The 18,109-nt window shown below is 70.9% G+C and carries 17 protein-coding genes; 10 read left to right on the top strand and 7 right to left on the bottom strand.

Annotated features, from left to right (window positions below):
- Positions 1 to 168 precede the first annotated feature (168 nt).
- On the bottom strand, positions 169 to 336 hold the full coding sequence (locus ACZ4XX_RS36820; RefSeq protein ID WP_009997451.1) for a DUF3117 domain-containing protein: 168 nt from the start codon (positions 334 to 336) through the stop codon (positions 169 to 171).
- A 312-nt stretch (positions 337 to 648) separates the two neighbouring features.
- Between ACZ4XX_RS36820 and chcB the strand changes: the two genes are divergently transcribed.
- Complete coding sequence (gene chcB / locus ACZ4XX_RS36815; RefSeq protein WP_468512175.1) at positions 649 to 1,452, top strand: 2-cyclohexenylcarbonyl CoA isomerase; 804 nt, start codon at positions 649 to 651, stop codon at positions 1,450 to 1,452.
- A 301-nt stretch (positions 1,453 to 1,753) separates the two neighbouring features.
- On the opposite strand, the gene ACZ4XX_RS36810 is transcribed toward chcB, so the two are convergent.
- Entirely contained in the window at positions 1,754 to 2,341 is a 588-nt protein-coding gene (locus ACZ4XX_RS36810) for a DNA-3-methyladenine glycosylase I (protein WP_468512174.1), read from the bottom strand.
- Entirely contained in the window at positions 2,338 to 2,664 is a 327-nt protein-coding gene (locus ACZ4XX_RS36805; RefSeq protein WP_468512173.1) for a hypothetical protein, read from the bottom strand. The genes ACZ4XX_RS36810 and ACZ4XX_RS36805 overlap by 4 nt, the downstream gene beginning before the upstream one ends.
- A 103-nt stretch (positions 2,665 to 2,767) precedes the next feature.
- On the opposite strand from ACZ4XX_RS36805, the gene folP reads away from it, so the two are divergent.
- Positions 2,768 to 3,628: a dihydropteroate synthase gene (folP, locus tag ACZ4XX_RS36800; RefSeq protein ID WP_468512172.1), complete on the top strand. Its 861-nt coding sequence runs from the start codon at positions 2,768 to 2,770 to the stop codon at positions 3,626 to 3,628.
- 188 nt (positions 3,629 to 3,816) lie between these two features.
- Here the strand turns inward: folP and gltX are convergent, their stop codons facing one another.
- The 3 genes from gltX to ACZ4XX_RS36785 all read right to left on the bottom strand — a co-directional run bounded on the left by gltX (position 3,817) and on the right by ACZ4XX_RS36785 (position 6,409).
- A complete protein-coding gene (gene gltX / locus ACZ4XX_RS36795; protein WP_468512171.1) occupies positions 3,817 to 5,289 on the bottom strand; it encodes a glutamate--tRNA ligase in 1,473 nt (490 codons plus the stop codon).
- The gene (locus tag ACZ4XX_RS36790) at positions 5,282 to 6,076 is read right to left on the bottom strand and encodes a fumarylacetoacetate hydrolase family protein (protein ID WP_468512170.1); all 795 of its coding nucleotides are present in this window, start codon (positions 6,074 to 6,076) and stop codon (positions 5,282 to 5,284) included. The genes gltX and ACZ4XX_RS36790 overlap by 8 nt, the downstream gene beginning before the upstream one ends.
- A gap of 129 nt (positions 6,077 to 6,205) precedes the next feature.
- On the bottom strand, positions 6,206 to 6,409 hold the full coding sequence (locus ACZ4XX_RS36785; protein ID WP_468512193.1) for a hypothetical protein: 204 nt from the start codon (positions 6,407 to 6,409) through the stop codon (positions 6,206 to 6,208).
- 571 nt (positions 6,410 to 6,980) lie between these two features.
- Between ACZ4XX_RS36785 and ACZ4XX_RS36780 the strand changes: the two genes are divergently transcribed.
- From ACZ4XX_RS36780 to ACZ4XX_RS36745, 8 genes are all read left to right on the top strand, one after another.
- Entirely contained in the window at positions 6,981 to 10,784 is a 3,804-nt protein-coding gene (locus ACZ4XX_RS36780) for a sensor histidine kinase (RefSeq protein ID WP_468512169.1), read from the top strand.
- 9 nt (positions 10,785 to 10,793) lie between these two features.
- A complete protein-coding gene (locus ACZ4XX_RS36775; protein WP_030325548.1) occupies positions 10,794 to 11,207 on the top strand; it encodes a roadblock/LC7 domain-containing protein in 414 nt (137 codons plus the stop codon).
- Between the two features lie 156 nt (positions 11,208 to 11,363).
- Positions 11,364 to 11,768 carry a DUF742 domain-containing protein gene (locus tag ACZ4XX_RS36770; RefSeq protein ID WP_030206207.1) on the top strand — a complete coding sequence of 135 codons (405 nt, stop codon included), beginning with the start codon at positions 11,364 to 11,366 and terminating at the stop codon, positions 11,766 to 11,768.
- Complete coding sequence (locus ACZ4XX_RS36765; RefSeq protein WP_468512168.1) at positions 11,749 to 12,330, top strand: GTP-binding protein; 582 nt, start codon at positions 11,749 to 11,751, stop codon at positions 12,328 to 12,330. Before ACZ4XX_RS36770 ends, ACZ4XX_RS36765 begins: the two co-directional genes overlap by 20 nt.
- Positions 12,331 to 12,669: 339 nt before the next feature.
- Positions 12,670 to 15,948, top strand: a complete 3,279-nt coding sequence (locus ACZ4XX_RS36760) for a sensor histidine kinase (protein ID WP_468512167.1) — start codon at positions 12,670 to 12,672, stop codon at positions 15,946 to 15,948.
- Positions 15,949 to 15,955: 7 nt separating this feature from the next.
- Positions 15,956 to 16,369 (top strand): roadblock/LC7 domain-containing protein, encoded by a 414-nt coding sequence (locus ACZ4XX_RS36755; RefSeq protein WP_056644956.1) that lies wholly within the window; start codon positions 15,956 to 15,958, stop codon positions 16,367 to 16,369.
- A 92-nt stretch (positions 16,370 to 16,461) separates the two neighbouring features.
- Complete coding sequence (locus tag ACZ4XX_RS36750) at positions 16,462 to 17,016, top strand: DUF742 domain-containing protein (protein WP_468512166.1); 555 nt, start codon at positions 16,462 to 16,464, stop codon at positions 17,014 to 17,016.
- The gene (locus tag ACZ4XX_RS36745) at positions 16,997 to 17,578 is read left to right on the top strand and encodes a GTP-binding protein (protein ID WP_187623077.1); all 582 of its coding nucleotides are present in this window, start codon (positions 16,997 to 16,999) and stop codon (positions 17,576 to 17,578) included. Before ACZ4XX_RS36750 ends, ACZ4XX_RS36745 begins: the two co-directional genes overlap by 20 nt.
- Before the next feature lie 216 nt (positions 17,579 to 17,794).
- Here ACZ4XX_RS36745 and ACZ4XX_RS36740 read toward each other — a convergent pair whose 3' ends face one another.
- On the bottom strand, positions 17,795 to 17,998 hold the full coding sequence (locus ACZ4XX_RS36740) for an acyl-CoA carboxylase subunit epsilon (RefSeq protein ID WP_468512165.1): 204 nt from the start codon (positions 17,996 to 17,998) through the stop codon (positions 17,795 to 17,797).
- Between the last annotated feature and the right edge of the window lie 111 nt (positions 17,999 to 18,109).

Below are 18,109 nucleotides of genomic sequence, written 5' to 3'. Positions count from 1 at the left end.
GGCCCGCCCCACTTCCCCACCCCCGCTCCCGGGGCCCGCCCCACTCCCCTGCGCGACGGCCTTCCACGTCACGACGCGACCCCGGACGCACCACGTCCGGCCCCGGACACACCACTGCCCCGGCACGGGCGGACCGTGCCGGGGCAGTGCTCAGGATGCGAGGGAAGGTCAGCCGACGACCTTCTTCAGGGCGTCGCCCAGCGCCTCGGCCTCGTCGGGAGTCAACTCGACGACAAGCCGACCGCCGCCTTCGAGCGGAACGCGCATGACGATGCCCCGCCCCTCCTTGGTCACCTCGAGCGGGCCGTCACCCGTCCGCGGCTTCATGGCCGCCATGCTTGTTCCCCTTCCTGAAACCAGCTCTTTGTCAGCCGGGCAGCTCCATGACCTGGAGCACGCGTCACCGGCTTCGAACACATTGCTTCCAGGTCATTATCCCGCATGGCAGGACCCGATGACCAACATCGAATGGCATCGCTTGCGCAACGCGCTCTCTCAAAACCACACATTTCGGCGATCGGCCTGCGATACTTCGCCGCTCGGCGTCCGGCCGGGCCCTTCAAATCTTTGACGCAGCTCACATGGGCGGGGCGAGTGATGTCCGCCATGCTGTGCAGGTCAACCACGCAAAGAGGCGAAGGGAACCCCATGGCCGACACGGTGCTGTACGAGGTGAGCGACGGGCTCGCCACCATCACGCTCAACCGCCCCGAGGCCATGAACGCGATGAACGTGGCCGCGAAAGTCGCCCTCCGTGACGCGGCCGAGACGGCCGCGGCGGACCCCGCCGTACGGGCGGTGCTGCTCACCGCGGCGGGCGAGCGGGCGTTCTGCGTCGGCCAGGACCTGAAGGAACACGTGGGTCTGCTCATGGCGGACCACGAGAACGGCACCCAGGAGACCATGAACACGGTCCGGGACCACTACAACCCGATCACCAGGGCGCTCGCGGGCATGCGGAAGCCCGTCGTGGCCGGCGTGAACGGTGTCGCGGCGGGGGCCGGCTTCGGCTTCGCGCTCGCGGCGGACTACCGGGTGGTCGCGGACACCGCGTCGTTCAACACCTCCTTCGCGGGCGTCGCGTTGACCGCCGACTCGGGCATGTCCTGGACGCTGCCCCGCCTGATCGGCCAGAGCCGCGCCGCCGACCTGCTGCTCTTCCCGCGCTCGATCACCGCCCAGGAGGCGTACGAGCTGGGCATCGTGAACCGCGTGGTCCCGGCCGCGGACCTCGCCGTCGAGGCGGAGAAGGTGGCCCGCAAGCTGGCGCAGGGCCCGACGGTGGCGTACGCGGCCCTGAAGGAGTCCGTCGCCTACGGCGCCGACCACTCCCTTTCCGAGGCGCTGGACAAGGAGGAGGAACTCCAGAACCGCGCGGGCGCCTCCGAGGACCACACGATCGCGGTCCGCGCCTTCATCGCCAAGGAGAAGCCGACGTACCTGGGCCGCTGACGGACCCCGGGACCCGTTCGTACGAGCGGTGGGCGCGTCTACACGATCCGCTCACCGCTCGTACGCACATGCCTGGGAGGTTCCGTGCGTCCTTCTCCTTCGGCGCGCCTTCTTCGCGCCCGGGCTCCTCGTACGGTGCCGACAACGCGATCAGCTCGATCCGGGTCGGGGGCACCCGGTGGGAGGTCGAGACCGGTCAGGCAGGGATCGACCGGGAGACCGACCTGGTCGCCCGCGACGGCCCCCGCACCCTCGGACCCCGTCCACCTCTTCCGATCCGGACGGGACCGACGGCCCGGGGCTACTGCCCGCCCCGGGCCACGCACCCCTGCACGTGGTCGTCGACCAGCCCGCACGCCTGCATCAGGGCGTAGGCCGTCGTCGGGCCGATGAAGCGGAGGCCTCGTTTCTTGAGGGCCTTCGAGAGGGCCGTGGACTCGTCCGTGACCGCCGGGACGTCCGCGAACGTACGCGGGACGGGGCGGGTCCTCGGATCGGGGGCGTACGACCAGATCAGCTCGTCCAGCTCGCCCGGGGCCCAGCCGGCCAGCAGCTTCGCGTTGGCGAGGGTCGCGTCGATCTTGGCCCGGTTGCGGATGATGCCCTCGTCCACGAGGAGCCGCTCGCGGTCCGCGTCTCCGAACTCGGCGACCGAGGCGATCCGGAAACCGGCGAACGCCGCCCTGAATCCCTCGCGGCGGCGCAGGATCGTGATCCACGACAGACCCGACTGGAACGCCTCGAGGCAGAGCCGCTCGAACAGCGCGTCGTCGCCGTGGACCGCGCGGCCCCACTCCTCGTCGTGGTACGCCACGTAGTCCTCGGTCGACAGGCCCCAGGGGCAGCGCAGCCGCCCGTCCGGGCCGGGCACCGCCCCGCTGGCCGTCACGCCCGCCCGTCCTCTCCGTCACCGGCGGCGCCCGCTCCCGCGAGCGCCTCCTCCAGCTCGGAGATCCGGGCGTCGCGCTCGGCCAGCTCGGCGCCGAGGCGGACCAGCACGTCGTCCACGTCCGCCATCCGGTAGCCGCGGACCGCGACGGGGAGACGGAGCGCCTCGACGTCGGCGCGGTCGACCGGGCGGGCGGCCGGGAGCGGGTCGACGAGCTCCTGGGGCGCCACGTCGGGCAGCACCTCGCTGTCGCCGCCGCCGACCACGGCCAGGGTCACCGCGGCCACGACCACGACCATCGTGATGAGCAGAAACCAGAACACCTGCGTGCCTCTCCCCGGAGTGGAAAACGTCCCGTGCCGATCGTGCCATGCGCCACCGACAGCTAGGGTCGCAGGCGAACGGACACGAGGGAGGACAAAAGGGATGCTGCGCTTGGGACGGCGTGAATTCGGGCCGCACGAGCCGGTGATCATGGCGATCGTGAACCGGACCCCGGACTCCTTCTACGACCAGGGCGCCACCTTCCGGGACGAGCCGGCGCTCGCCCGCGTCGAGCAGGCCGTGGCCGAGGGGGCGGCGATCATCGACATCGGCGGGGTGAAGGCGGGCCCCGGCGAGGAGGTCACGGCCGAGGAGGAGGCGCGGCGCACGGTCGGTTTCGTCGCCGAGGTCCGCCGCCGCCATCCCGATGTCGTCATCAGCGTGGACACCTGGCGGGCGGACGTCGGCGCGGCGGTCTGCGAGGCCGGCGCGGACGTCCTGAACGACGCGTGGGGCGGGGTCGACCCCGGACTCGCCGAGGTCGCCGCGAAGTACGGAGCGGGGCTCGTGTGCACGCACGCGGGCGGCGCGGAGCCGCGGACGCGGCCGCACCGCGTGGAGTACGAGGACGTGATGGCCGACATCCTGCGCGTGACCGTGGGGCTCGCGGAGCGGGCGGTCGCGCTCGGGGTGCGGCGGGACGCGATCATGATCGACCCGGGCCATGACTTCGGGAAGAACACCCGGCACAGCCTGGAGGCGACGCGGCGGCTCGGGGAGATGGCGGACACGGGCTGGCCGGTGCTCGTGTCCCTGTCCAACAAGGACTTCGTCGGCGAGACGCTCGACCGGCCGGTGAAGGAGCGGGTCCTCGGGACCCTGGCGACGACCGCCGTGTCCGCCTGGCTGGGGGCGCAGGTGTACCGGGTGCACGAGGTCGCCGAGACGCGGCAGGTCCTCGACATGGTGGCGTCCATCGCCGGGCACCGGGCGCCGGCCGTGGCGCGCCGCGGGCTGGCGTAGCCGGTCCGGGGGACGGATCCCGGCGGGGCGGAACCCGCGGGGACGGACCGGGCCCGAGGCAGGAACAGCACGGGGACGGAACAGAGACAGAACGGGGCGGGGGGGGGGGGGGGGGGGGGGACGGCCCCCCCCCCGGCACCCCCCCCCCCCCCCCCCCCCCCCCCCCCCTCACTGTCCGCCGGAAGCCGTCAGGCCGACAGCTTCGCCAGAGCCGCGTCGATGCGGGTCAGGGTCTTCTCCTTGCCCAGGATCTCCAGGGACTCGAAGAGGGGCAGGCCGACCGTGCGGCCCGTGACGGCCACGCGGACCGGGGCCTGCGCCTTGCCGAGCTTGAGGCCGTGGGCCTCGCCGGCGGCCAGCACGGCGCTCTTGAGGGACTCGGGGTCGCTCCAGTCGGCGCCCTCGAGCTTCTCGCGGGCGGTGGTGAGGAGGGCCGCGGGCTCGCCCTTCATCGCCTTGTCCCACGAGGGCTGGTCGAAGACCGGCTCCGACAGGAAGAGGAAGTCCACGTTGGCCGTGATGTCCGAGAGGACGGTGACGCGGGTCTGGGCGTGCGGCGCGATGGCCTCCCAGGCGGTCCGGTCGAAGTCCTCGGGCGCCCAGTTGGCGAAGGGGGCCCGCAGCCAGGGCTCGCAGGCCTCGGCGAACGCCTTCACGTCCAGCATGCGGATGTGGTCGGCGTTGATCGACTCGGCCTTCTTGAGGTCGAAGCGCGCCGGGTTGGCGTTGACCTCGGCGATGTCGAACTTCGCCACCATCTCGGGGATGGTGAAGATGTCCTGGTCGGCCGAGAAGGACCAGCCGAGGAGCGAGAGGTAGTTCAGCAGGCCCTCCGGGAGGAAGCCGCGCTCCCGGTAGAGGTTGAGGGAGGCCTCCGGGTCGCGCTTGGAGAGCTTCTTGTTGCCCTCGCCCATCACGTACGGCAGGTGGCCGAAGGAGGGGATCTCCTTGGCGACGCCCAGCTCGATCAGCGCCTTGTAGAGCGCGACCTGGCGGGGGGTGGAGGAGAGCAGGTCCTCGCCGCGCAGGACGTGGGTGATCTCCATCAGGGCGTCGTCGACCGGGTTGACCAGGGTGTAGAGCGGGGCGCCGTTGGCCCGGAGGATGCCGTAGTCCGGCACGTTCTCCGGGGTGAAGGTGAGCTCGCCGCGGACCAGGTCGGTGAAGGTGATGGGCTCGTCGGGCATCCGGAAGCGGACGATCGACGCGCGGCCCTCGGTCTCGTACGCGGCCTTCTGCTCGTCGGTGAGGTCGCGGCAGTGGCCGTCGTAGCCGGAGGGGCGGCCGGCGGCGCGCGCGGCGGCGCGGCGCTCGTCGAGCTCCTCGGTGGTGCAGTAGCAGGGGTACGCGTAGCCGCCGGCGAGCAGCTTGTCGGCGACGTCCTTGTAGATGTCCATCCGCTGCGACTGGCGGTACGGCGCGTGCGGGCCGCCGACCTCCGGGCCCTCGTCCCAGTCGAGGCCGAGCCACTTCAGGGAGTCGAGCAGCTGGTCGTACGACTCCTCGGAGTCGCGCGCCGCGTCGGTGTCCTCGATGCGGAAGACCATGGTGCCCTCGTTGTGCCGGGCGAAGGCCCAGTTGAAGAGAGCGGTGCGGACCAGGCCCACGTGGGGGTTGCCGGTCGGCGAGGGACAGAAACGGACGCGGATCGCGTTAGCCACGCTTGATCACCCTATTGGTGAGAGTGCCGATGCCTTCGATGGTGACGGCGACCTCGTCGCCGACGTTGAGGGGGCCGACCCCGGCGGGGGTGCCGGTGAGGATGACGTCTCCGGGGAGCAGCGTCATGGCCTCGGTGATGTGGACGACCAGGTCCTCGATGGAGCGGATCATGTCGCTCGTCCGACCCAGCTGGCGCTGTTCGCCGTTGACCGTGGCCTGGATGGTCAGGTCGCTCGCGGCAGCGATGCTCAGGTCCGTCTCGACCCAGGGCCCCAGCGGGCAGGAGGTGTCGAAGCCCTTGGCGCGGGCCCACTGCTTCTCGCGCTGCTGGGCGTCGCGGGCGGTGACGTCGTTGGCGCAGGTGTAGCCGAAGACGACGTCCTTCACGCGCTCGCGGGGCACCTCGCGGCACATGCGGCCGATGACCACGGCCAGTTCGGCCTCGTGGTGCAGCTCGTTGGAGAAGGAGGGGTACTCGATGGCGTCGCCGGGGCCGATCACCGAGGTGGTGGGCTTGAAGAAGGCGACGGGGACGTCGGGGACCTCGTTGCCGAGTTCGGCGGCGTGCTCCGCGTAGTTGCGGCCGATGGCCACGACCTTGTTGGGGAGCACGGGCGGCAGGAGCCGTACCTTGCTCAGCGGGACCTTGGTGCCGCTGAGCTCGAAGTCGGTGTACGGGATGCCCTTGATGATGTCGAGGACGAGGCCGCCGGACTCGACGGTTCCCTCGCCCTCGACGGCGCCGAAGGCCACATTGCCGTCGATGGAGAATCTGGCGATGCGCACGAGTGCTGTCGCCCCTCACTTGGTGCTGGCTGGAGTCTGACGCTCCAGGCTAACGCGGCGCGAGGCGGCCGACCGGCGATGTCGCCGGGCCGGTGACAAGGATGACGCGGGTGGCTCCGGGGGGTGGCGTCAGCGGGACGCGGAGGCGTACGGCTGGGGCTCGTAGGGGGCCGGGGGCTGCATGAGGACGGTACGGCGCGGGTTGGCCGTCTTCGCCGGCAGCTCGACCGCGTACTCGGGCAGGGCGACCCGGCCGAGATCTGCGGCGTCCGAGAGGTGGACGAGGGTGGAACGGCGGGGGTTGGCCGTGGTGCCGGGCGTCGTCGTCTTCATCGCGGTGATCTGACCTTGTTCCGGAACGGGCGCCGCGTTCGGGCGCGAGGGGGTGTAAAGCGTCAGGCTAAACATGCGATTCCCTTCGAATGCATGGCTAAGACATCGATCATCGTGTGAGTTTGCTCACCACTGGCGACATATTCCGGGCATTACGGACCGTCGCCTGTCGCCACGGAAAGGGACATTCCGCCACTGAATGCTCTATTCCGCTCCTGATCATGGCGACTGGGACACACGGGTACGCGCAGCCATTGGAGAGGAAAAGTCCGAATCCTCCGTGATCATCTTCTACATGGGGTGACGCTGTGCGCACGGGTTGTCATGACCCTCGCGGTGCGACACGCGGCCCTTGTTGGAGGTCCGGCACTGTGCTGGAATTCCACGCACCGCCGCGGGATTCAAGCCGGCTCGCAGGGGGCGCAACGCAGCGCCGGCCTAGTGGCGGGGAAGGGGGAACTGCGCCGGTCACCGACGACCACCTGGGGTGCCCTCCACGCACCCCGATTGACACCGACACCGTCCTCTCCGTTCATCCGGAAGGACGCCTGGTCCAGAGGTTGCGACGCTAGTGCAGGGACGTTTCAAGAGGGATGGCTCGGGGTCTCCCCAGGCCCGTCAGGGCCGAGCGGATGCTCCGGCGGAGCAGGAACCGCGTGCCGGGACCGACCGCGGTCCCTCGGCCTCGCGCACCCCGAACCAGGGTCAGGGACCGTCCGGCGACGGCGGTGACGGCGGCAGGCGCACAAGCGCCGCGGCCCCGTCCGCCGACCCGTCCGACGCACCCCCCAAGGCCCGGACCGAGGGCGCCGAGAACGCGGTCGGCCCCCGAATAGCCCTGCGCAACTGGCGCATCTCCACACGCCTGGTCGCGCTGCTCACGCTCCCCGTGGTCGCCGCGACCACCCTGGGCGGCATCCGCATCAGCGAGTCGCTCCAGGACATGGAGCAGCTCGACCACATGCAGCTGCTCACCAAGCTGACCCGTGAGGCCACCGACCTCGCGCAGGCCCTCCAGTCCGAGCGCGACCTCTCCGCGGGTCCGCTCTCCAACGGCCGCCCGGTCAGCGACTACCAGGTCGCCAACCCGCGCCGGAAGACGGACCTCGAGTACAAGGCCTTCCTCCAGGCCACGGAGGCCATCCCGGCCACCGAGGGCGACGAGGCGCTGCGCAGCATCCGGCAGAACGTCAACCAGATCGCCTCGCAGGTCAGCGCTCTGCACACGATCCGGAGCAACGCGTACGAGAAGGACGTCTCCCACTCGGTGACGGTCGAGGCGTACAGCCGTCTCATCCGCTCGCTGCTCAGCCTCTCCCAGGACATGGCGCAGGCGACCAGCAACCCCGAGATGATCAAGCGGACCCGCGCGCTCGCCGCGTTCTCGTCCGCCAAGGAGTACGCCTCCATCCAGCAGGCGATCATCGCCGCGGCGCTGCCGCCGAGCGACCGGACCCGCGGTGACATCCAGCAGGGTGACCGCCTGTACGGCGAGGCCGCGCTCAACTCCGAGGGCCGCGAGCTCCAGTCCTTCCAGGCGATCTACGAGTCGACCGGTGGCAACGCCACCGACCGGACCGCGTCCCTGAACAACGGCAACCCGTCGATCACCGCCGCCGAGAAGTACGCCGAGCGCGTCCTCAACATGGACAACGCCATGAAGAAGGGCGACCCGCGCGGTCACCTGAACTTCACCGACGAGTACGGCACCAAGATCGCCACCATGAACCGCATCGAGCGCGGTCTGCTCGGCGACATGGAGAGCCTGGCCCGTGAGCTCCGCCAGGAGTCGCAGCGGGACGCCATCGTCAACGGTGCGCTGATCCTCCTCGTCCTCGGCGTCTCGCTCATCGGCGCCTTCGTCGTGGCCCGGTCCATGATCCGCTCGCTGCGCCGGCTCCAGGACACCGCGACCAAGGTCGCCCAGGAACGCCTGCCCGAGCTCGTCAAGCAGCTCTCCGAGTCCGACCCGCAGGACGTCGACACCTCCGTCGAGTCCGTCGGTGTGCACTCCCGGGACGAGATCGGCCAGGTGGCCGCGGCCTTCGACGACGTGCACCGCGAGGCCGTCCGTCTCGCCGCCGAGCAGGCCCTCCTCCGAGGCAACGTCAACGCGATGTTCACCAACCTCTCGCGCCGTTCCCAGGGCCTCATCCAGCGTCAGCTCTCGCTCATCTCCGAACTGGAGTCGCGCGAGGCCGACCCGGACCAGCTGTCCTCGCTCTTCAAGCTCGACCACCTCGCGACGCGTATGCGCCGTAACGGTGAGAACCTCCTCGTCCTCGCCGGTGAGGAGCCCGGCCGCCGCTGGACCCGCCCGGTCCCGCTGGTCGACGTGCTCCGTGCCGCCGCCTCCGAGGTGGAGCAGTACGAGCGCATCGAACTCGCCTCGGTCCCCGCGACCGAGGTCGCCGGCCGAGTCGTCAACGACCTCGTGCACCTCCTCGCCGAGCTGCTCGAGAACGCCACCTCGTTCTCCTCGCCGCAGACGAAGGTCCGGGTCACCGGTCACGCGCTGCCCGACGGCCGGGTGCTCGTCGAGATCCACGACACCGGCATCGGCCTCTCCCCCGAGGACCTCGCCGCGATCAACGAGCGGCTCGCCTCGCCGCCCACCGTGGACGTCTCCGTCTCCCGCCGCATGGGTCTCTTCGTGGTCGGCCGCCTGTCCCTGCGACACGGCATCCGCATCCAGCTGCGCCCCTCCGACTCGGGCGGCACCACCGCGCTCGTCATGCTGCCGGTCGACGTCGCCCAGGGCGGCAAGAAGCCGATGCCCAAGCCGGGTGCCGGCGGCCAGGGCGCGATGCCGCCGGGTGCCTCCGCCCCGGGCGGCCGGCTTCCCGCCGGTCCCGGCGCGGCCGGTGGCCCCGGCGGACGTCCGGGCCAGGGCGGTGCGCCCTCGGGCGGTCTGCTCGGCGGCGGGGGCGCGCCGCGCGGCCAGGTCGGTACGAGCGGTCCCCGGGCCGCGCTGCCCGCCCGTGACGGTGCCCCGCTCGCCGGTGGCCCGCAGGGCGCCCCGCAGTCCCGTACCCCGCAGCCGCAGAACGCGTCGCTCGACCGGACCGGTCAGCAGCCGCAGGCCCCGCAGAGCGGCGATCCGCTGCGGCCGGGCCCCGGTGGCGGCGGTCTCATCGGCGGCGCCGCGAGCGCCATCCCGTCCCGCACCGACGTGTGGGGCAGCCAGAGCTCCCAGCAGGCCGGACCCGGTGCTCCGCAGCACGCACCGCAGGGCCAGGGCCAGGGTGCCCAGCAGGCCGGCGGATACGAGTTCCCGCGCGCCGAGCTGCCGGGCGGCAACCCCCAGGCGCAGCGCCAGCAGGCGGCGAGCTGGGGCAACGACCAGGCCCAGCAGCCGGTCCGCCGCCCGCAGCAGGAGATGTCCCCGCTGGACGCCCCGCGCGGTCACGAGGACCCGGAGACGACCGGCTCGTTCGCGGCCCCGGCTTCCCAGGGCCCCGGTTCCACGGGTCAGTTCCCGCGTCCGGACTTCGGTGCGCCCCAGTCGTCGCAGGGCCGCCCGCAGCAGGCCCCGCAGCAGCAGGCGCCGCAGGTGTACCAGGGCGGTGTCCAGGACCCGGCGTCGACGGCGCAGTTCCCGCGCCCCGACTTCGGTGCCCCGCAGGGCCCCGGCTCCACCGGCCAGTTCGCGCGGCCCGACTTCAACAGCCCGCAGCAGGCTCCGCAGCAGCAGGGCTACCAGGGCGGCCAGCAGCAGCAGTTCGGCCGGCAGCCCTACGTACCGCAGGCGCAGCAGCAGGCGCAGCAGCCGCCGGCCCCGCGTCAGCGCACGGGCGGCGACCTCGGCGCCCCGCGCCAGGAGCCGGTCCAGCCGCAGCAGCGTCAGCCGCAGGGCCAGCAGCCGCAGCTCCAGCAGCCGCGCCGTCCGGAGGCGCTGCCGCCGGCGGGCGCGGGCGACGGCCGTACGCCGCTGTACGACACGCTCGAGACCAACTGGTTCCACCAGGAGCAGGCGCAGCAGGCCCAGCAGCAGGCGCAGACCCCGGTCGCGCCGCAGCAGGCCGCTCCGGCGCAGCGTCCGGCCGGTGACCCGGCCGACGGTCGCCAGAACGGCGGGGCCGCCTGGCGGACCTCGCCCAACGACGAGCTGGTGCGCCAGGCCGAGCGGGTGCGCAAGCCCGCGGCCGGCGGTGTCACCACCTCTGGTCTTCCCCGGCGTGTGCCGAAGGCCAACCTCGTACCCGGGACCGCACAGGAGCAGGCCCACACGGCCGGCCCCCAGGTCTCGCGTGCACCCGACGACGTCCGCGGCCGGCTGACCAATCTGCGCCGCGGTATCCAGCAGGGCCGGCAGGCAGGTAACTCGACCACGGGTAATCACCACCTCGGTCCGAACCATCAGCAGGAGCGTTAGTTGAACGCGATGAGCCAGGCGGCGCAGAATCTGAACTGGTTGATCACCAACTTCGTGGACAACACCCCTGGGGTGTCCCACACGGTGGTGGTCTCCGCCGACGGACTCCTGCTGGCCATGTCCGAAGGATTCCCCCGCGACCGCGCCGACCAGCTGGCGGCGGTCGCGTCCGGACTGACCTCGCTGACCGCGGGTGCGTCCCGGATCTTCGAGGGGGGCCCCGTCGCGCAGACCGTGGTGGAGATGGAGCGCGGCTTCCTCTTCCTCATGTCGGTCTCCGACGGTTCCTCGCTGGCCGTGCTCGCGCACCCCGAGTGCGACATCGGCCTCGTCGGCTACGAGATGACGCTGCTGGTCGACCGGGCCGGCAGTGTCCTCACCCCGGATCTCCGCGCGGAGCTCCAGGGCAGCCTGCTCCACTAGCCGGTTGCTTCACGGAAGACCTCACCGCACCACCGACCGACAGGGCGGTACGCCCCTCCGTGCCGCCCTGGCACCGTTATCCGTCCGGCCGCCCCACCCGGCCCCCCACCGGCCCCATCAGACGGCAGAAGGTTTGCCGTCACGCCCGGAGGATTCATGACCCCGCCCCCCGCCTCTCACGATCCGTACGGCAATTCAGTCGACGAGTACGGACATGAGGGCGACCAGCCGCTGGTGCGTCCGTACGCGATGACCGGCGGCCGGACCCGGCCGCGCTACCAGCTCGCCATCGAGGCGCTGGTCAGCACCACGGCCGACCCGGCGCACCTCGCCACTCTCCTCCCGGAGCACCAGCGGATCTGCCACCTGTGCCGTGAGGTCAAGTCGGTGGCCGAGGTGTCGGCGCTGCTGTCGATGCCTCTCGGTGTCGCCCGCATCCTCGTCGCCGACCTGGCGGAGGCCGGCATGGTGGCGATCCACCAGCCGGGCAACGGAGAAACCGGCGGCACGCCGGACGTGACTCTGCTCGAAAGGGTGCTCAGTGGACTTCGCAAGCTCTAGCGGCGGTTCGGCTCGGTCGACCACCAGCGCGAAGATCGTGGTGGCGGGTGGCTTCGGCGTGGGCAAGACCACGTTCGTCGGCGCCGTGTCCGAGATCAACCCGCTGCGTACCGAGGCCGTCATGACGTCTGCGTCCGCGGGCATCGACGACCTCACGCACACCGGTGGCAAGACGACGACGACCGTCGCCATGGACTTCGGCCGCATCACCCTGGACCAGGACCTGATCCTGTACCTCTTCGGTACGCCCGGTCAGGACCGCTTCTGGTTCATGTGGGACGACCTCGTCCGCGGCGCCATCGGCGCCGTCGTGCTCGTGGACACCCGCCGTCTCGCCGACTGCTTCCCCGCCGTCGACTACTTCGAGAACAGCGGCCTGCCGTTCGTCATCGCCCTCAACGGCTTCGACGGCAGCCAGCCCTACCAGCCCGAGGAGGTCCGCGAGGCCCTCCAGATCGGTCCGGGCACCCCGATCATCACCACGGACGCCCGGCACCGCGCCGACGCCAAGAGCGCGCTCATCACCCTGGTCGAGCACGCCCTCATGGCCCGGCTCAAGTAGTCGGACGACCTGGTGGGGTGTCCCGTGCCACCGCCGGGGGCGGCCTGTGTCGTTCGACACGGCCGCCCGCGCGTTCATAACATTTCGAATGAGAATTGGGTCGCCTCGGACACCCGACGCATCCGATCGGTGTCGCTGCGCTCACCTGAGCCCCGTCTTTTGGCGGGGCTCGCTCTTTATGCCCGTTTTATACGAGGCGCAGGCCCGTGAAACCGGCCGCATCGCACTGTTTGGAACCCACCCCCTTCACGTGCTGCAATTCATGAACTCCCGAGTAGTACGGCCCTGAACGAAACACCGGCACAACGTAGGTGCCGACGCCGAGAGGTTGTTGGTCGAGTGAGGCGCAGCAAGGAAAGCTCCGCGGAGCAGGAGACACGGGGCAACTTCACCCCGCCGTCGCGCACGGCGATGTCGCCCGCGGACGTGCCCGTGACGCAGCCCGCCGTGGCCGCCGCTCCGGGCAGCTCCAGCAAGCTCTCGCCGCGCAACTGGCGAGTGCCCACCAGGCTGAACGCGATCCTCTGTGTACCCGTGCTGGTCGGCCTCGTCATGGGCGGCTTCCAGGTCAAGGGGTCGATCGACACCTGGCAGGAGGCGCAGGACGCCGAGAAGACGGCGCTCATCGTGCGCGCCGCCTCGGAGTACAGCACCGCCCTTCTCAACGAGCGCGACCTCACCGCGGGTCCCCTGCTGGCGGCGAAGACCGCCGAGGACCGCAAGAGCGACGACGTCACGAGGGCGTACGCCGCGACCGACGCCGCCAAGGTGAAGTTCGACGAGGCCGCCAAGGACCTGCCTTCGGGCCAGGGCCTGGAGCGCCGGCTGAACCTCTTCCGTGAGGAGGAGCCGAAGCTCGAAGCGCTGCGCAAGGCCGCGTACACGCGCTCCCTCGACCCGGTGAACACCCAGCTCCAGTACACCGGCGTCCAGCACTACCTCACCGAGTTCTCCAACGAACTCGGCCTCGGCACCGGCAACGTCACGGCCTACGGCCGAAGCGTCTACGCCATCCAGCTGGCCAAGGGCGCCGAGTCCCTCCAGCGCTCCATAGGCACCCAGCTCCTGGTCCGGCCCAGCCGTACCGAAGCCGTCTTCGCCCAGCAGTCCGTGGCGTTCAACTCGTACAACTACCTGGAGCAGATCGCCCTCGGCGAGTTCTCCTCCGGTGGTATGCCCGAGGACGTCGAGATGCTGAAGAAGGTCATGGCGGGCAAGGCCGCCGAGGGCGCCAAGCAGATGCAGGCCAACGGCCTCGACCTGCCCAAGGGCAAGGACGGCTCCGTCTACTCGGGCGCGGCCACCGCGATCGGCACCGCCAAGGACCCCGAGGGCCTCGCGTCGCTCAAGGCCAAGGGCATCACGGCCGAGACCTGGGTGGCGATCGCCACCGCCAAGTTCGAGGGCTACTCCGAGGTCGAGAAGGCCCTGGTCGACAAGGCCGTGGCCGAGGCGATCAAGATCTCCGACGAGGCCAAGACGGACGCCTGGGTCAACGGTGGCATCGTCGTCGTCGCCCTGCTCGCCGCCTTCATCCTCGCCGGGATGATGGCCCGCCAGATGAGCCGCGCGATGCAGCAGCTGCGTACCGCCGCCTTCGGCATCGCGGAGCAGCGTCTTCCGATGCTGGTCGACCAGCTGTCCCGTACCGAGCCCGGCCGCGTCGACACCCGCGTGCAGCCGATCCCGATCGACACGCAGGACGAGATCGGCGAGGTCGCCCGCGCCTTCGACCAGGTCCACCGCGAGGCCGTCCGGCTCGCCGCCGAGCAGGCCATGCTCCGGGGCAACGTCAACGCGATCTTCACCAACCTCTCGCGCCGCAACCAGTCGCTGATCGAGGGCCAGCTGACCCTCATCACCGACCTGGAGAACAACGAGGCCGACCCGGACCAGCTGGAGAACCTCTTCCGCCTGGACCACCTGGCGACCCGTATGCGCCGCAACGGCGAGAACCTCCTCGTCCTCGCCGGCGAGGAGCCGGGCCGCCGCTGGGACCAGCCGGTCCCGCTGGTCGACGTCATGCGCGCCGCCTCCTCCGAGGTGGAGCAGTACGAGCGCATCGAGCTGGCGGGCGTGCCGGACGCCGAGATCCACGGCCAGGCCGTGACCGACCTCGTGCACCTGCTCGCCGAGCTCCTGGAGAACGCCACCACGTTCTCCTCCCCGCAGACCAAGGTCCGCGTCACCGCGACCCGTCTCCCCGACGGCCGTGTGATGGTCGAGATCCACGACAAGGGCATCGGCCTCACCGCCGAGGACTTCGCGGACATCAACCACAAGCTGGCCAACCCGCCGACCGTGGACGCGGCCGTCTCGCAGCGCATGGGCCTCTTCGTGGTCGGCCGGCTCGCCGACCGCCACGGCATCCGGGTCCAGCTGCGCCCCTCGGGCGAGCAGGCCGGTACGACCTCGCTGGTCATGCTGCCGGACGCGATCACGCACGGTGGCGGTGGCGAGCAGCCGCTCCAGGACGACTTCACGGTCTCGCAGATCATTCCGCAGCAACAGCAGCAGAGCGCCTTCGAGAGCGCCCCGCCGCAGCAGCAGCCGATGCTGACCGCCGCCGACCTCGGCTTCGACGACTCCCGCTACGACCAGCCGGCCGAGGAGGAGCGTCAGCTCGACCCGGTCGACCGCTCGCTGAAGCGCGAGGGACGGCGTGCCGCCCTGGAGGCCCAGGCGCAGGGTGGTGACCGGCCGCTCTTCCGCGACGAGGCGGAGCAGTCGGAGGAGTACGGGCAGCAGGGCCAGGAGTACGGCCAGGGCCAGGAGTACGGGCAGCAGCAGGGCCAGGAGTACGCGCCCGAGCAGTACGCCCCGGCGCAGGAGTACGGGCAGCAGCAGCCTCAGCAGTCGCAGGGATACGGCCAGGAGTACGAGGCCGGGTTCCCGCAGCAGCAGGACGGCTACGCGTACCCGCAGCAGGGTTACGAGGCCTACCCGCAGCAGGGCTATGCGGAGGCTTCGTACGAGACCGCGGGAACCGAACACCAGCAGTACGGCAATGCGTTCGATACCCAGTCCCACCAGGGAGACTGGCAGGATCAGAGCGCTTACCAGGGCGGCTACCAGCAGCCGTTCGGAGCGGAATCGGAATCTGCTCCGAGCGCTCCCGAACAGGCCGCCGACCGCGTAGGCTTCGACCGTCCGGGTCCGACCCAGAGTGCCGCCCCGGACGCCGGTCACGCGCTGACCGACGCCGGACTGCCGCGCCGCGGCAGCGTCGCCTCGCCGACCCAGCAGGCGCCGCAGCAGCAGGCACCGCAGCAGGCCAAGCCCGCGCAGCCGGCGCAGCAGCAGCAGAACGACGCCGACCCCACCGACGAATGGCGCTCGACCAACGACGAGCGCTGGCAGCGGGCCGGGAAGCTCAAGGACCCGAAGGCCGGCGGGGTCACCTCGTCCGGTCTCCCCCGCCGGGTCCCGAAGGCCAACCTGGTCGAGGGCACGGCTGAGCAGACCCCGCAGGGCGGCCCCCAGGTCTCCCGCGCACCCGAGGACGTACGGGGCAGGTTGAGCAACCTGCGCCGCGGCGTCCAGCAGGGACGCAGCGCGGGAACGGACACGAACGGATCGGGCCTCGGCCCGGGCAGTACCTACAACCAGGAGCGTTAGTGTGAGCATGAGCCAGGCGGCGCAGAATCTGAACTGGTTGATCACCAACTTCGTGGACAACACCCCTGGGGTGTCGCACACGGTGGTGGTCTCCGCCGACGGACTCCTGCTGGCGATGTCCGAGGGATTCCCTCGCGATCGCGCCGACCAGCTGGCGGCCGTCGCCTCCGGACTGACCTCGCTGACCGCGGGCGCGTCCCGGATCTTCGAGGGTGGTGCGGTCAATCAGACCGTGGTGGAGATGGAGCGCGGCTTCCTCTTCATCATGTCGGTCTCCGACGGCTCCTCGCTGGCCGTGCTCGCTCACCCCGAGGCCGACATCGGTCTCGTGGGCTACGAGATGGCACTGCTCGTGGACCGCGCGGGCACCGTCCTGACTCCCGACCTCCGGGCGGAGCTTCAGGGAAGTCTTCTCAACTAACAGACAGACAGTGCGTTTCGCGCCACCGCCCCGTAAGGTGCGGTGGCGCGGTTCCAAGGGACATGGACCGCGAGGCAGTCGGAGGAGGAGACGTGGGAACACCACCGGGCTCAAGCCCCTACAACGGTTATGACGCGCACCAGGCGCCGCTCGGCGACGCCGCGCAGAACCGGTTCAACTTTCCCTCCGCCCCGAGCAGACAGGGTGTTTCGCAGCCCTATCGGCAGCCTCACGCCCAGCCCGCGGGTGCGCAGGGCTCCTCGCGTGCCCAGTCCGCCGCAGGCTCCAGCAGCTCGGGCGGCTCGCACAACCCGCTGGTGCGTCCCTATGCGATGACCGGCGGCCGGACCCGGCCGCGCTACCAGCTCGCCATCGAGGCGCTGGTCAGCACGACGGCCGATCCGTCCAGGCTGCAGGGGCAGTTGCCCGAGCACCAGCGGATCTGCCGACTGTGCTTCGAGATCAAGTCGGTCGCCGAGATCTCGGCTCTTCTCTCCATCCCCCTCGGCGTCGCCCGAATCCTCGTGGCCGACCTGGCAGAGGCCGGGCTCGTCGCCATCCACCAGCCGGGCGGCGACGAGGCCGCCGGCGGTCAGCCAGACGTGACACTGCTCGAAAGGGTGCTCAGTGGACTTCGCAAGCTCTAGCGGCGGCGCGGCCCGTTCAACCACCAGCGCGAAGATCGTGGTGGCGGGTGGCTTCGGCGTGGGCAAGACCACGTTCGTCGGCGCCGTCTCGGAGATCAACCCGCTGCGTACCGAGGCCGTCATGACGTCTGCGTCCGCGGGCATCGACGACCTCACGCACACCGGCGACAAGACGACGACGACCGTCGCCATGGACTTCGGCCGCATCACCCTGGACCAGGACCTGATCCTGTACCTCTTCGGTACGCCCGGTCAGGACCGCTTCTGGTTCATGTGGGACGACCTCGTCCGCGGCGCCATCGGCGCCGTCGTGCTCGTGGACACCCGCCGTCTCGCCGACTGCTTCCCCGCCGTCGACTACTTCGAGAACAGCGGCCTGCCGTTCGTCATCGCCCTCAACGGCTTCGACGGCAGCCAGCCCTACCAGCCCGAGGAGGTCCGCGAGGCCCTCCAGATCGGTCCGGACACCCCCATCATCACCACGGACGCCCGGCACCGCGCCGACGCCAAGAGCGCGCTCATCACCCTGGTCGAGCACGCCCTCATGGCCCGCCTGCGGTAGCTGTCCCCCGGCGCCCCGTACCGAAAGGCCGCGTTCCCGTCGGGAACGCGGCCTTCGGCGTGTGTCCGGATCCCTGTCCGGCGTGTCCGGGCCCCTGTCCGGGGCTCAGGGGCCCGGTCCGGCCTCTCGGGGCCCTGTTCGGGGCTTCAGGGGCCCCTGGACGCACGAAAGAGGGCCGCAACCCGGTGATACCGGGTTCCGGCCCTCCTCGGTCGCTCAGCGCCAACTGTGCGGTGCGCGGAAGCCGTGCTCGCGCTCCAGGCGGCGCCAGCCGGCCGCGGTACGGCCGCGGTGGCCCGCGGTGGTGTCCTCGTCGGACCGGGCGGCGGCACGGGCGAGCAGGACGGCCGTGATGGCCGCCAGCTCCTCGGGGTCGGCATTGCCCTTCTCGACACGGAGAAGGTTGGCAGGGGTTGTCACGTGGATGACTCCTCTTACTGAGGCGGGTTGCCGTGCTTGCGGGACGGCAGGTCGGCGTGCTTGGTGCGGAGCATCGCGAGGGACCTGATGAGCACCTGGCGGGTGTCGGCG

The organism is Streptomyces sp. NPDC029956 (genome assembly GCF_055574655.1).
Note: the sequence above shows the minus strand (reverse complement) of the source record. Positions and strands in the feature narration are given on the sequence as shown.

What these genes read in the sequence shown, in the direction of transcription:
- chcB (WP_468512175.1), top strand. Translation starts at nt 649, where the DNA reads ATGGCCGACACGGTGCTGTACGAGGTGAGCGACGGGCTCGCCACCATC.
- ACZ4XX_RS36755 (WP_056644956.1), top strand. Translation starts at nt 15,956, where the DNA reads ATGAGCCAGGCGGCGCAGAATCTGAACTGGTTGATCACCAACTTCGTG.
- folP (WP_468512172.1), top strand. Translation starts at nt 2,768, where the DNA reads ATGCTGCGCTTGGGACGGCGTGAATTCGGGCCGCACGAGCCGGTGATC.
- ACZ4XX_RS36785 (WP_468512193.1), bottom strand. Translation starts at nt 6,409, where the DNA reads ATGAAGACGACGACGCCCGGCACCACGGCCAACCCCCGCCGTTCCACC.
- ACZ4XX_RS36770 (WP_030206207.1), top strand. Translation starts at nt 11,364, where the DNA reads ATGACCCCGCCCCCCGCCTCTCACGATCCGTACGGCAATTCAGTCGAC.
- ACZ4XX_RS36820 (WP_009997451.1), bottom strand. Translation starts at nt 336, where the DNA reads ATGGCGGCCATGAAGCCGCGGACGGGTGACGGCCCGCTCGAGGTGACC.
- ACZ4XX_RS36775 (WP_030325548.1), top strand. Translation starts at nt 10,794, where the DNA reads ATGAGCCAGGCGGCGCAGAATCTGAACTGGTTGATCACCAACTTCGTG.